This is a genomic window from Streptococcus sanguinis (assembly GCF_008329445.1).
GTDB lineage: Bacteria > Bacillota > Bacilli > Lactobacillales > Streptococcaceae > Streptococcus > Streptococcus sanguinis_O.
Genome location: NZ_VIBR01000003.1, coordinates 54,288 through 68,088, shown reverse-complemented (window position 1 = coordinate 68,088; position 13,801 = coordinate 54,288). Strand labels below are relative to the sequence as shown.

General features: G+C 43.7%; 13 protein-coding genes and 1 pseudogene. 1 reads left to right on the top strand and 13 read right to left on the bottom strand.

What is annotated here, in order from left to right; translation table 11 throughout:
* Nucleotides 1-397: 397 nt before the first annotated feature.
* The 13 genes from FKX92_RS07330 to FKX92_RS07270 all read right to left on the bottom strand — a co-directional run bounded on the left by FKX92_RS07330 (nucleotide 398) and on the right by FKX92_RS07270 (nucleotide 13,074).
* Entirely contained in the window at nucleotides 398-2,251 is a 1,854-nt protein-coding gene (locus FKX92_RS07330; RefSeq protein ID WP_149565952.1) for a Cna B-type domain-containing protein, read from the bottom strand.
* Between the two features lie 467 nt (nucleotides 2,252-2,718).
* Complete coding sequence (groL, locus tag FKX92_RS07325; RefSeq protein ID WP_002928978.1) at nucleotides 2,719-4,341, bottom strand: chaperonin GroEL; 1,623 nt, start codon at nucleotides 4,339-4,341, stop codon at nucleotides 2,719-2,721.
* Between the two features lie 23 nt (nucleotides 4,342-4,364).
* Nucleotides 4,365-4,646 carry a co-chaperone GroES gene (groES, locus tag FKX92_RS07320; RefSeq protein ID WP_002898579.1) on the bottom strand — a complete coding sequence of 94 codons (282 nt, stop codon included), beginning with the start codon at nucleotides 4,644-4,646 and terminating at the stop codon, nucleotides 4,365-4,367.
* A 203-nt stretch (nucleotides 4,647-4,849) separates the two neighbouring features.
* The gene (locus FKX92_RS07315) at nucleotides 4,850-5,140 is read right to left on the bottom strand and encodes a hypothetical protein (RefSeq protein ID WP_002901670.1); all 291 of its coding nucleotides are present in this window, start codon (nucleotides 5,138-5,140) and stop codon (nucleotides 4,850-4,852) included.
* 94 nt (nucleotides 5,141-5,234) lie between these two features.
* Nucleotides 5,235-6,089: a PTS system mannose/fructose/sorbose family transporter subunit IID gene (locus tag FKX92_RS07310; protein WP_002896727.1), complete on the bottom strand. Its 855-nt coding sequence runs from the start codon at nucleotides 6,087-6,089 to the stop codon at nucleotides 5,235-5,237.
* Complete coding sequence (locus FKX92_RS07305) at nucleotides 6,073-6,918, bottom strand: PTS mannose/fructose/sorbose/N-acetylgalactosamine transporter subunit IIC (protein WP_002896728.1); 846 nt, start codon at nucleotides 6,916-6,918, stop codon at nucleotides 6,073-6,075. Before FKX92_RS07305 ends, FKX92_RS07310 begins: the two co-directional genes overlap by 17 nt.
* Before the next feature lie 27 nt (nucleotides 6,919-6,945).
* Nucleotides 6,946-7,440, bottom strand: coding sequence for a PTS system mannose/fructose/N-acetylgalactosamine-transporter subunit IIB (locus FKX92_RS07300; RefSeq protein WP_004189013.1), 495 nt, complete (start codon nucleotides 7,438-7,440; stop codon nucleotides 6,946-6,948).
* A 44-nt stretch (nucleotides 7,441-7,484) separates the two neighbouring features.
* Nucleotides 7,485-7,922 carry a PTS sugar transporter subunit IIA gene (locus FKX92_RS07295; protein WP_149565951.1) on the bottom strand — a complete coding sequence of 146 codons (438 nt, stop codon included), beginning with the start codon at nucleotides 7,920-7,922 and terminating at the stop codon, nucleotides 7,485-7,487.
* Nucleotides 7,923-8,142: 220 nt separating this feature from the next.
* Nucleotides 8,143-9,426 (bottom strand): ABC transporter substrate-binding protein, encoded by a 1,284-nt coding sequence (locus FKX92_RS07290; RefSeq protein WP_149565950.1) that lies wholly within the window; start codon nucleotides 9,424-9,426, stop codon nucleotides 8,143-8,145.
* Complete coding sequence (locus FKX92_RS07285) at nucleotides 9,423-10,106, bottom strand: response regulator transcription factor (RefSeq protein ID WP_002896732.1); 684 nt, start codon at nucleotides 10,104-10,106, stop codon at nucleotides 9,423-9,425. Before FKX92_RS07285 ends, FKX92_RS07290 begins: the two co-directional genes overlap by 4 nt.
* Nucleotides 10,099-11,412, bottom strand: coding sequence for a sensor histidine kinase (locus FKX92_RS07280; RefSeq protein WP_002928969.1), 1,314 nt, complete (start codon nucleotides 11,410-11,412; stop codon nucleotides 10,099-10,101). The genes FKX92_RS07285 and FKX92_RS07280 overlap by 8 nt, the downstream gene beginning before the upstream one ends.
* Entirely contained in the window at nucleotides 11,412-12,398 is a 987-nt protein-coding gene (locus tag FKX92_RS07275; protein ID WP_149565949.1) for a substrate-binding domain-containing protein, read from the bottom strand. Before FKX92_RS07275 ends, FKX92_RS07280 begins: the two co-directional genes overlap by 1 nt.
* A 280-nt stretch (nucleotides 12,399-12,678) precedes the next feature.
* Nucleotides 12,679-13,074 carry a single-stranded DNA-binding protein gene (locus tag FKX92_RS07270; protein WP_002896737.1) on the bottom strand — a complete coding sequence of 132 codons (396 nt, stop codon included), beginning with the start codon at nucleotides 13,072-13,074 and terminating at the stop codon, nucleotides 12,679-12,681.
* Nucleotides 13,075-13,202: 128 nt separating this feature from the next.
* On the opposite strand from FKX92_RS07270, the pseudogene FKX92_RS07265 reads away from it, so the two are divergent.
* Nucleotides 13,203-13,789 (top strand): annotated as a pseudogene (locus FKX92_RS07265) (hypothetical protein).
* The last annotated feature ends 12 nt before the right edge of the window (nucleotides 13,790-13,801 follow it).

Sequence of the window (13,801 nt, the reverse complement as noted above, 5' to 3'; positions counted from 1 at the left end):
ATAACAAAAACTACGAGAGAAGACTGAAGTAAAATAAGTTTGACGAAAACTTGACAAAGATGGTTACACACCGAGCATATTCCTAAGGATGTCTTATAATTTTTTTGGTTTAGGAATTAAGAAAGATTATATATATCAAGTTTTGATGTACCTCACGCTTGCACATCAAAGCGGCCTTCCCCGTAGTTCTGAGCAACTAATTTGTTCTAGGAAACATCTTAGTTGCTTTTTATTTTAAAACAACTATATTACGGAACATCACAGTCTTGATTAACAAAAGGATACAAGATAGTGACTGATTGTAAAAAAAGCACTTTTTTGCTTTCTAAAAAACGGCTACTGCTAATCCGGGTTTGGAGTAAAAAATCTCTGTCCCTTAAGGGAACAGAGATGAAATTTATTTCTTCTTCGCACGGAAGACAATGAAGCCTACCAAGCCTACTAGAGCTACTCCAGCAGCAATCATGATCCAGCTAGCATTCTCACCCGCTTTAGGGAGAACTTTCTTGGTTCCAACATTAGAGGCATTTCCTCCGCCAGTACCATCGTCTGATTCGATAATCACAACAGTACTTCCTGTAGTGCTGCTTGAGCTAGAAGTCGTGCTACTGCTGCTTGAGCTAGAGCTAGAACTACTACTGCTGCTCTTAGAGCTATTGTCCGAGCTAGGTTTCGGCGGTTGCGGAACTCCTGGAACTGGTGTATTGGTAATGTTCATACCATCAACAGTAGCTGTATAACCATAAACACGGTCTTCAGTAACTGAGTAGACAATATCTTTTCCATCTTCACCAGTCGCTGGCAAGTCAGTGAACTCATACTTCCACTCACCCTTATCATTCGGACCAACTTCTTTATGAGCAACTTCAGTGCCATTTGCATAGAGACGAACGGTAATCTTGTCTGGACGTTTGCCATCTTTATCGTTGTCATCATTCCAAGTCTTGATACCTGAAGCGGTAATCAATGCCTTACGGTTGGTAAAGTCTTTGTAAATAATACCAGAACCATAATTTTTGAGCTGAGCGGCATTAACCTGAATCTCTTCATCTGACAGTTGGTAACCTTCTGGTGCCTTGGTTTCCTTAATCAGATAATGCTCCTTAATCAAGTTGCTGAAAGAAGCAATCCCATTAGCATCACTGGTTGCTTTTTGAACAATTGTCACACCATCTTCATCGTACAATGTGAATTCAGCACCTGCTAGGGCTTTACCAGCTTCATCTTTCTTAGTCACCTGCACACCATAGACATCCCCATGTGCATAGCCGTTTGCACGTTGGTAGCGGACAGCAACTGAAGATTTTTGCTCTTCGATATTATCTGCTCGCATGATTGCTTCGTTCGGGAAGAGTGTTCCATCAGTCGGAACTGTAGGGAAGTTGACACGATAGCGAACATAGAAGCCTTCATTGGCACCGATATGCCCCATGTTAATGGTAAAGGAACGCTTGTCAGCAGCAAGATTAATCGTATAATTTGCTGTCACATCCTCGCGTTGCTGGCTTAGTCGGTAAGAGTTATCAGCCGGGTCAACAACCCATGAGCCTTTAAGAATTTGGAAGCTGTTGAGATCAATTTCTCCGGTATTAAAGCCCAGAGTATCTGAAATAACAACATTATCCAGTTCTTGATTTTGTTGGTTGATATTCAGGCTGTAAGTAATGCTCTTGATATTATCCGCATTATTCCAGCCGTATTTTATGAAAGTATAAGGAGTTGCTTGGCCAGGAAGACCTTTGTAGTCAACTTTCCCATACTCAACAATCTTCTTACCAACGATAAGTTTCAGAGGAATAGAGCCTTTATCTCTAGCTACTGTATGATCAACGCGAGCTAAAAGATGAACTTTCCCTTCAATATGAGAGCGAGTCAGGACATAGTCTGTATAAGTCAGTGTAAGCTGTTTAGAGCTTGCATCAACAACAGCTGTCGCTACGAGATTGCCGTCATCATCTTTGACTTCAAAATCAGCTCCCTCCAAGGCAAATTCAGCAGGAAGTCCAATGGTCGTAGTATCTCCTGGCTGAACCTTGCCATAATTAAAGGCAAAGTTTGCGTCAATCTGGAATTTTTCCCAAGGGGAAAGGCCGTCAGTCAGTTCTTCACCCTTTTGATTGTAAACATTTACTGAGGTGATAACATCGTCTACCGTGTTAGCTCTGGCAGATTGACTGCTAGAAAACAGGCTAAAGAGGAGCACAAAGGCTACTGAGAAAAAGCGCGCAATAGTATGAGATATTCTTTTCATAAATAATCCCTCCGTTTTTTTCCTTTTTTCCTTTTTATCGAACATGTAAAAATATTAAAATTCCTTTACATTTCCAATATACTACATATATTAGACTAGCATACGATTGACTATAAGTCAACTATTTACCTTTACCAGTTCAGCTTTTATCGACAATGTGTAAACCAGTTTATTTCTCCAAAAACCTTGTTATATAAGAATTGAAAACCATTTCCTCCGTCATCTCCTTGTATTTTCTTGAAACAAAAATGTAATATTTGGCCGCATAATAAATGAACAAATATGAATTATATGACCATAAATATTCATATATATAAATTTGTTTTTAAAAATAAGCATAATTATTAAGGCTTGCTGCATAACTAGTCACAATAAAAAAACTGAACAAATCTGCTCAGTTTTCTAATTGATAAATGTAAGACAAAGATTATACCTAATTTATACGAATATATAATCCCGTTATTTTTCTACATCATACCGCCCATCATGCCTGGATCCATAGCTGGAGCTGGGCTAGCTGGTTCTGGTTGATTAGCTACTACTGCTTCGGTTGTCAAGATAAGACTGGCAACAGAAGCGGCATTTTGCAAGGCTGAACGAGTCACCTTAACTGGATCAATGATTCCAGCCTCAATCATGTTAACCCATTCGCCAGTCGCGGCATTAAAGCCTGTACCAGCTTCAGAGTTTTTCAGACGGTCAATGACGATTGAACCTTCAAAGCCTGCATTCAGAGCGATTTGACGAACAGGCTCTTCCAAGGCGCGAAGAACGATGTTACGACCAGTCGCTTCATCCCCTGCCAACTCAAGACCTGCGACAGCGTCCAGTACGTTGATATAGGCAGTACCTCCACCTGAGACGATTCCTTCTTCTACCGCTGCACGGGTTGCGTTAAGGGCATCTTCGATGCGGAGTTTCATTTCTTTGAGTTCTGTTTCTGTGGCAGCTCCCACCTTAATCACAGCTACACCACCGGACAATTTAGCCAGACGTTCTTGCAGTTTTTCACGGTCAAACTCAGAAGTGCTGCTTTCAATCTGCGACTTAATAACTGCCACACGGTTAGCAATGGCTTCAGGATTGCCAGAACCTTCCACAATAACAGTGCTGTCCTTATCAACAGTGACTTTAGAAGCTTGTCCAAGCGCTTCAATTGTAGCATCTTTGAGCTCTAGACCAAGATCATCTGTAATCACTGTACCGCCCGTCAAGATAGCGATGTCTTCCAACATAGCCTTACGACGATCGCCAAAGCCTGGTGCCTTAACAGCTACGACATTAAAGGTTCCGCGAATCTTGTTAAGAACCAGCGTTGGCAGAGCTTCACCGTCCACATCATCCGCAACAATCAAGAGCGGACGATTAGTTTTCAAGATATTTTCCAATAAAGGAAGAATCTCTTGAATGTTAGAAATTTTCTTGTCAGTAATCAAGATGTAAGGATTGTCCAGTTCGGCTACCATTTTTTCATTGTCGGTTACCATGTACTGAGACAAGTAGCCGCGGTCAAACTGCATTCCCTCAACTACATCCAGCTCAGTTTCCATCCCTTTGGACTCTTCGATAGTAATAACGCCGTCATTTCCAACTTTTTCCATAGCTTCAGAGATGTACTCGCCGACTTTCTCGCTGCGAGAAGAAACGGCAGCAACCTGAGCAATAGCTTCCTTGTTGGAAACTGGTACTGAGTTAGATTTCAGGGCTTCAACAGCTGTCGCAACGGCTGCTTCAATCCCACGGCGGATACCAATTGGATTCGCACCAGCTGTAACATTCTTAATTCCCTCGCGAACGATAGCCTGTGTCAAAACAGTTGCTGTTGTTGTTCCATCACCAGCGATATCATTGGTTTTTGAAGCAACTTCTGACACCAGCTTAGCGCCCATATTTTCAAAATGGTCTTCCAATTCGATTTCCTTGGCAATGGTTACACCGTCATTGGTGATAAGAGGTGAACCAAAGGATTTTTCCAAAACGACATTGCGGCCTTTAGGTCCCAAAGTCACCTTGACAGTATTCGCTAAGATGTCAACTCCACGAACCATACTGCTTCTTGCATCTGCTGAAAATTTAATATCTTTTGCCATTTTATTATTCCTCTCTTCTAATCTTACTCGACAACTGCTAGAATATTGGCTTCACTGACTAAGAGATAAGCTTCATCTCCGTCCTTGACTTCTACGCCTGCGTGATTTTCTACGAGAACCTTGTCCCCTTCCTTAACGCTCAGGGCTACCAGCTCACCGTTCAAAGTACGAATACCTTGACCGACTGCGACAACTTCTGCTGTCTTAGTCGCTGCTTGGCCGTTGCCTGCAATGACAAAGCCGCCAACTTTCTGCTCTTTTTCTTCTACTTTCAAGACCACACGGTCTCCTAATGGTTTTAACATAGTTTTCCTCCAAAGATTAAATTTTTAGCACTCTAAACTATCGAGTGCTAATCTATAGTTATTATTTTATCACTTGGTCAGAAATAGTCAAGAAAAAAACCGGCTAGATGAAAGAAAAATTTTATTTTTTCTTAACTTGGCCCTAAACTCAAAAAAACAAGTCCGAGCTAAAATCCTCTCAGACTTGTCTTTAGGGGGAATGTCTATCTTGCAAGTTTTAGTTTTGCTTCAAAATCATCAATCACTTTTTGCAGATTTAGGCGTCCTCTATAGATACCATAGCCAAACAAAAGCATGGCTAAGATTCCTAGTAGAGCTAGGACGATTCCTGCAATCAGTGCTAGGAGATTGGTCTCATGAAAGAGATAAATCAGAACAAGACCGATGCTGGCAATGGCAAAGAAGAGACTGAACCAGCGTCCTAGATTTTCAATCATATGCTTCTGGTAGTGAATTTCTGTTTCATAGCCTTGAATCAATTCTTGTTCTGTCATGATCTTCTCCGTTCTTTCTTTTACTCTGCTCAAACAAATTTGTATTAGACTAGCTGCAAATCGGACTTACTGCCATCCTAAAATTGAGCGAGAATTAGTATTTAAGTTGAGGGTCAAAGATGCCAAGCGCTACACCAATCAAAGCAATGACAACCAAGAGGAGCATAACGAGGTTTGGTGATACTTTTTTCTTGGCCATCAGCCACCAACAAAGGGTGATAAAGCCAGCTGTTAAGAGACCTGGATAAACACCATCAATCTTTTCTTGCAACTTCAGGAAAGCTTCGCCATCAGCATTTTTCAGCTCTAATGAAGTCGTTACAGATACCCAAGTTGCAGCAACTGCCCCGATAACCATACCACCAATAACACTGATTGCCTTACGAAGCGCCTGTCCTTTAGGTCCTACAAGGAATTCTACCGCCTTGTCCCCTAATTCATAGCCTTTGAAGTAGGCAAAGCGCATACCGCCATAGATGAGAACATTCCAGACAAGGATGTAGAAGAGAGCGCCGATAGGATTTCCACCTTTAGAGAGTCCAAGGGCAATCCCCAGCAGAACTGGAATCAAAGTTCCAACAACCAAAGAGTCACCGATACCTGCGATAGGTCCCATGAGACCGGCACGCATACCATTGATAGTTTCGCCGTCAACAGCGTCACCATTGGCACGCGCTTCTTCCAAACCAGCTGTAATCCCCACTACCAAAGCTCCAAGCTGAGGTTCTGTGTTGAAGAAAGCTGTATAGGTCTGCATAGCTTCTTTCTGCTCAGCTTTGTCTTTGTAGAGTTCTTCCACGATTGGCAGCATAGAGGTCAAGTAGCCGAAAGTCTGCATGTGCTCTTGAGAGAAGCAAGTCAAATGACCATAGTACCAATGGTGGAATGATTTCGCTAAAGTCTTTTTAGTTATTTTCTTTCTTTCAGCCATCTTAGATATCCTCCTCATCGTCATCAAAATCAGCTCCACCAGCCGGCGCGGTTACTCGAGCTGATTTGATTACTTCCAATTCATAGTAAATTACTGCAAAAATCAATGAAACAACTGCACTGGCAACCAAATTAAGACCAAGTGACTTAGCCAAGGTGAAGCCCACAAAGAATGGGATAAAGTCAGCAGCCTTGGTAACGATTTGTTTCAAGAGAATGGCAATACCGACACATGGGAGAAGAGCTCCGACTGTAAAGAGGGATTTCATGATGAAGCCATCCATTGGCAGATGGGTTTTCATCAGTTCAACCATATTCGGACCAAACTTCGTGATGATCATGGTTGGAAGGAAAGAGAAGACAAAGTGGGAAATCCAAGGATAGACCCAGTCAACAGCGTAAAGCTTTTTGAATTCGCCTTTTTCAACAGCTTTCCAGCCAATGTGCTGCCAAAGCAAGTTTGTAGTAGCTGTTCCATAGAAGAGAACTGTACCGATAGTACCAACTGCTGCTCCGATTGGTGCAGCTGCTGCAGCGATAGCAGATTCAGAGGTGATGCCTTTAGAGTGAACAAACAAGATTGCGAGAGGAATCCCAATGTAAGAGATCGCCCGCACGTCAGCGGAAACTGTACCACCTGGTGTTACCAGAGCGATATAGAGGACCTGAAGGGCTACCCCAACCATAATCCCTGTTTTTAAATCTCCAAGAATCAACCCGCTAATCAAACCTCCGACCAGAGGACGTCCCAGAGTGTAGTTACCAATACTAGAACCACCCATACCAGGCATAGAAGCTAAACTAGCAAAAAGACCCAGTAAAGCGGCTTGCAGCCAAGAAATTGTCATAATAGACTCTCCTTTTCATTATTGTAATTAAAAACCAAATTTAGACTTGAAATCGCTCCAGTAACCGATGGAAACATCAGGCAAGAGCTGGAATTTGACTTTGTAGCCAGCTTTTTCAATCGCTTCAATCGCTTCTGCCTCTTCCTGAGTGATGGACTGGTTGTTGCCTAGCTTAACAGCTCCCGGACGGTCATTAGCCGGACCAACGATGATTTCCTTAACATCCCCAGGTACAAAACCTTGGTCCACTAAGATTTCCTTCATATCCACGGGATTTTTCGTAATGAGGAAATAGCGACTGTCTGACTCTGATACCTTACCTGATTTTTCCTTGAAGGCTTCCTTGGTCCAAACAAAAGTCTTCTTGTCAGAAGCTCCCTTGTAGGCCTGAATCAAAACCTTGTTTCCTGCCGCAGCATTATTAACTGCAATCAAGCCATCACAAGGGTATTCCTTAGCCCAGCGAGTGACTGTTTGACCGTGAATCATGCGGTCGTCAATCCGTACAAATGATACTGTCATCTTTAAAATCTCCTTTTATCTTTTATTAATGTATGGCGGAAGCACTAAATGTCGTCTTCATCTTCGTCAGCTGCATCGCTTACGACTTCAAATTCCTGCAAAGCAGCTGTGGCCTCGGAAAGGATAGCCTGAGCCAGATCTTTTCCGTCTAAGATGTCTTTCATAACCAAGCCAGTCAGTCCCATGGTCAGGTTCAAACCGCCCAAGATAACTGCTGAGTCAAGCTTACCCATGTCAGCTAAGACGCTAGCTGCTGTCGTCAGAGGACTGCCTCCTACAATATCAGCCAGAACTAAGACACTGTCATCAGCGCTTAAGCCAGACAAGGCCTGAGTAAAATCAACTGAAAAATCATCAACTGACTTGCCCTCCTGAAGACCGACCGCAATCACCTGATCCGTCTTGTCTCCGGCAAACATCTTCAAGGAACTCTGCACGCCTGCAGCCAGTCCCCCATGGCTGATCAGTACAAGGTATTTCATCTTTCCTGCCTCCTTTATCCTTCAACTTCTTAGCCAAGTCAGGCTTTAGATGACGAAGGATTTATTGATGATTTTATTGTACAGAATATGGAACCGGTTTCATATTGTCAAATGTCACTTTACCCAGATGACATTTGTTAGGAAAAATATGACATTTGTCATATTGGTCTAGGCAGCTGTACTTTTTTCTGACTTAATTGGCAATAAAAAAGAAAGCAGATTATTTTCCGCTTTCTATTTCTCTTTGAATGCTCGGTAGGGCGCTGTCAATCTCTTGATTCTGCATAGCATTTTGAATCAGATAGTCCATCCGGTCCATCGTATGACGGTCTACTTCTAGACTGATGTCAATGATAGAGCGATTCATCATGTGGTCTAGCCTCTCAGAAGTCAAGGAATCCAAGCCAAAATCATCAGCCTGTAAGATTTCTCTAGCCTGTTGACTTTTCACCACAGATGGTAAAACTGAGGTTCCCTGCGATTTTTCAAACAAGGCCTGCTGGCTTTCTTTATCCTGTGACAGCAAGAGCATAAACTCCCAAGCCAGCTTCTCTTGCTTGGTATTGGAAGACATGGCAAAGAGCGAGGTCTTGACCTGTGTTCCCATCACCTGACTATTAGCTGTTGGCATCGGGATACAAGTCCAAGAAAAGCTAGAATACTTGGCAACATGGTATGGATAGGGCTTGTAGGTCCGATACTGGGCCAGACTCATAGGATAGAAAGCCACCCGCCCCTCATCAAAATCATTAGAAGTCACCTTATAGTGCTGGCTGAGCATGTCTAGCTTGCTCATAAAGGCCAAGGCTTGGTGCATCTCTGCGCTGTCTACATTGATACCGGATTTATCGGTAAGATGGCCGCCGTAAGCTACCAGAGCCTGCTGCCAAGTGTAATCCGTAATACCGTACTGATCCACCACACCATCGCCATTGGTATCCTTGGTTACTTTCTTGCAAATCTCATAGAAATCCGCCAGGGTCCAACCTGACTCAGGAATGCTAATCCCTTCTTTTTCAAGCAGGTCTTTATTGACACACATCATGATAGGATTGCTCTCAACTGGAAGAGCATAACTGACTCCCTGATATTGCCCAGCTTCATAAGCCACTGGATAAAAGGCTGTCCGTTCATCATCCGTTAGGAGGGTATCCAAGGATTTAAGCGCGCCAGTCGAAGCCAACATGCTAAAGTCGTTTTCCGGTACCATAAAGAGATCCGGCTGCTCGCCTTTCAAGACTTGCTCTGCCAGCCAGTCAGCGTAATCATTCTTGGGAATACCGCTTTCGTAGACGACCTTGACATGAGGATGCGTCTTTTCAAATTTTTTAATCAGGCTGTCCAAGACCTTGTTTTCGCGGCTGTTAGGCACATCCCAGCTAGAGCCAGCATAGACCCCGATACGAAGGACTTTTTCCTGAGCTGAAGCCCAAAAGACAAAAGCCAAAGCAACAGATATGATCAGGACAACCAGCAGGGCCAAATGTCTCAGTCTCCACTTCATTTGTCGCTTTCCTTACTAAAATCTCTCTGGGTGACTCCGGTCTGCACAGCCCATATAGCCAGCTGGGTTCGGTCGCGCAAGTTGAGCTTGGCTAAGATACCTGACAGGTAATTTCGGACTGTCCCTTCTGATAGAAAGAGCTTGGCTGCAATTTCTTTATTAGAAATCCCGAAGCCAATCTGCTGGATAATCTTCCACTCTGTCCGGCTCATATCCTCTATATTTTCCTCCGTCACTGTGATAGCAAAATTGGACTGGGCCATCTGTGAAAAGATTTTGAAGACCTTGGTGGCAATATTGGGATTGATCATAGCTCCGCCTCGATAGACTGTCTGAATGGCTTCGTGAAGTTCTTCTGTCGAAACCCCTTTGAGAATATAACCAGACGCACCGTATTTGAGAGCGGAGAAGATAAATTCATCGTCATCAAAGGTCGTCAGAATGATAATCTTAACATCTGGATACTGCTCTTTGACAGCCTTGGTACAGAGAACACCGTCCATGACTGGCATGCGAATATCCATCAAAATCACATCTGGGCGCACCCGATGAAGCTTTTCCAGCACTTCCTTGCCGTCTCCAACTGTCCCGACAACCTCAATATCAGCGTGGGCTGACAGGATGATTTGCAGAGACTCGCGAATCAAGGCCTGATCGTCTGCTATTAAAACCTTAATCATGTCTTCCTCCTATTTTTGGGATTTCGATATGCGTGTAGAAACCGTCCCGATTTTCAAATCGGACGCTTCCGCCAATAATCATTAGGCGCTCCTGCATCTGCTTGAGGCCATAGCCATAGTGGAGTTCATCAAAACCAACACCATCATCCTGAATGGTCATTACATAGGACTCTTCCTCCAGTAACTCAATCCAGATAGTCTTGGCATGCCCATGGCGGACAGAGTTGGTAATAGACTCCTGAATCACCCGAAAGACAATGTCTTCCTTGGCGATATCCAAGTCAATATTATCCCATTCGTAGCGGAGATGAATCTCCAAATTAGAGATGGCTTCATACTCACGGATAATCTTAATCAGAGCTTCCTTCAAAGTGTTATTTTCCAGAGCTCCCGGTCGCATCTTATTGAGCGAGCCGCGGACATCACGGATACCATCTCGAACGACGACAGAGACATTATTGAGCTGCTCCTTAGCCCGATTGGTATCAATATCAACCAAGACCTTGACCGCATCAATACCCGCTGAAATTCCCGTTAGGGCATGGCCCAATGTATCATGAATTTCTCTGGCAATCCGCTTCCGCTCTCGATCTTCTGCTATTTTTTCGGACAAGGCCAGATAAGAGTTCAACTCGCGATTGGCCTGAGAAGCCATGCGCAGCTCTTCCTCAATCCGATGACGCTCCGTAATGGCTGACAAGATGTAGAAGAGCAAGGAAATCATAAAGACGACGATATTGAGGGAATAGAGGAAGTTCTTACCAAAAAGCAGTAACAGCCGGACGGACTCTGGGTAAAACCGAATATAGGTATCTAAAGAAGGAAGCTTGATAAAGAGCGACATAAGGTCATAGTTGGACAAAAGCAGCATGCCAAAGCTCAAAATAATGAAAGAAAACCAATACTTCTTGTCCTTGGAAGCATTGAACTCCTTAGAGCCATAGAAAATATCCGCAAACACCAAGAGAATCAAGCCATTGTAGGACGAGTGCAGGACGGAAAAGATGACCAGCATGAGCAGGATTTCAATAATAGTCGCCTTGTCATAGACGGACAGCTGATTGGGGTGGCGCTCGCGATAGTACATGACCAAAAGCAAACTACCATAGAGGCTAATTGATACCCAGAAAATCAAGCTGGGAGAGCCCGGAATAGCATCCAAACGCTCCAAAAGCGAGTGACTGAAGCCCTTAGCTGCTACATAGTTGGTCGCAAAGAGATAGATGGACGCATTATAGACAATGGCAACCAGATTGATGACCATCAGGGCTATTTTGCTGTAAAATATACTTTTTTGAGGTCTCATTATTGCCACCCTGTAACTGTGTATTGACTGATATTATCCCTGTTGACTAAGTGAACTGGAATCAGGTATTGGCTGTCGTAGGATTTCCCCTCTTGCATCAGCTCAATTACCTGCGCCACCTTGCGTCCCATCTGAATGGGCGATTGGGCCACGGTTCCCTCTATATCGCTAGTCGTAGCCAGAAAGTTTTTGATATCTGGTGAGCCATCCACGCCATAGATTGAGATTTTCTTATCAAGGCCTTGATTTTTAATAGCAGCCAAGGCCCCGATGGCTGCTCGATCATTGAGCGCCATAACTACATTAAAGTCTAAACCTTCATCCAGAGCCCCTTTGACCTGTGGCATGGTTTCCTCAGTCTGGCCTAGTGTTTCTTTCTGGGAAATAATCTTGTAGCTACGCTGTTTTTCAATCGTATCAATAAATCCCTGAATCCGGTCCATGGCAGAGACGGCATTGCGGTGCTCTAGAAGGAGAATATTGGCAGAAGGCAGGCGCTTCATCATATCCTGGGCAATCAGGACACCTGCTTGATAGTTATCAGACACAATGGTCGTATCCACTTTTACATCCTGACTGATAGGCGCATCCACTACGATGATTTTAATCCCAGCTTTCTTGGCCTTTTGAAGAGAGGAAATAATACTTGGACTATTGCTTTTCACCGGATTGATGACAATGACATCAACCTTTTCTCGGACAAAAAAGTCAATCTGCTGGCTCTGCTTGCCCTCATCCAGCTCAGGATCCCGAACGTAGAGCCTGCTGCCCTGCTGGTTGGTTTTCTTCTCCAGCTCCGCATTTAAGGTCTTGTAAAAGTCATTGTTCATGGTCATGTAGGTCACCCCGATCTTGACCTGCTTCTCATCTGGCAGAACGCCCTTGAAATAAACAAAAAGCAAAACCAAGATAAGCAGAATGAAAAGCGGCCAGAGAGCCTTCTTCTGATAATGCTGTATCCGTTTTTTGACCTTAGTTGATACCATTTTTCACCCCCTATGCCGTAAGCGCCTTTATGAAACATATAGGATTATTATATTACAAAGCCACCAAAAAGCAAAATCTTTCCAGAAACGGCTATAATAAAAGAGGTGAGACAGAATCTAAAAAATCCATGATTTTTGATTCTTGGTCCCACCTCGGTAATCATAATTAAACTTTTAAAAGCTTGATAGAAAGAGACTTTCACTCCCACAGATCTTGCATCCTGCAAAACTGAATGATGATTTTTTAGAGCAAGGTCATTTCCCAGTCTTTGCTTCTTGCTTAAAAGGGAAGTTCCTCTTCTTCCAACACCAAATCTGCTAAATCAGCTCCGCTATTATTTTCACGCAGAGCGCGCTGAGCCCGACTTTCCAGCAGCTGGAAGCTATGACAGAGCACCTCTGTCACATAATGAGTCGCCCCCTCCTTTTCATAGCGACGAGTCCGCAACTCACCATCTAGAGAAATCAAGCTGCCCTTACTTGCATAGCTGGCTAAAGTCTCAGCTAGACGCCCCCAGACAACCACATTTACAAAATCCGCCTCACGCTCACCGCTCTGAGATTTATAACGGCGATTAACCGCGACTGTTGCGCGGGCCACAGATTTTTCATTCGCAGTCTTGTGCAGTTCAGGCGTAGCCGTCAGCCGGCCGATTACAATTACTTTATTATACATTTTATATCCTCCTAACTTATCATTCGTAAAAGGAGGCAAAAAGTGAAAAAAATATGGTATAGTATAGATAAAAAGGAAAGTTGCAGCTTCTGTCCCTTTCCTATTAGACTTGTACAAGGGAGGCTCCGATGACCATTAAACATTCGCCTGTGAAAAATATTCTTTTTATCTTAATCTCTCTGTGGTTCGGAGGTTTTCTGTCTGGGCTGCCGTAGACTACCTAACTAGCTCCAACCCCTACAAAGACACTAGTTTCTTTGTCCTTAGTCTGCTGGTTGCTGCTTTCTTCTTACTGCTCCTTATCTTTGCTATTCGCAGGCTAACCATTCATGCGACTATCCTCTCCTTTGACCACGAAAATGTAACCTACTATTATAGCGGACTCTTATCAGCTGCCACCTACTGCATTCCTATGCAGCAGATTAGTCATGCTCGCTACAGCCGAGACAGTGAAGAATCCGAGATTAGTCTTTGGATGGAGGACGGTTTCCATGACTTTGCAGCCTTTAACCATCCCCGCCACAAAATTTATCCCTATCCTGACAGCCAGCTCATCGGCATTGTTTTCAAGAGAAAGCGCCTCAAAGCATTGGAAGACCACAGCCTAAACAGCCTTATCTACCAATACAAATACAGCACTCCGAGCCAAATTCCCACAGCCACTCCTCAATCATCAACCGACTCGCAAAGCAATAGCGACAGCGTCTTCTTTTGAGACAGTGTGGAC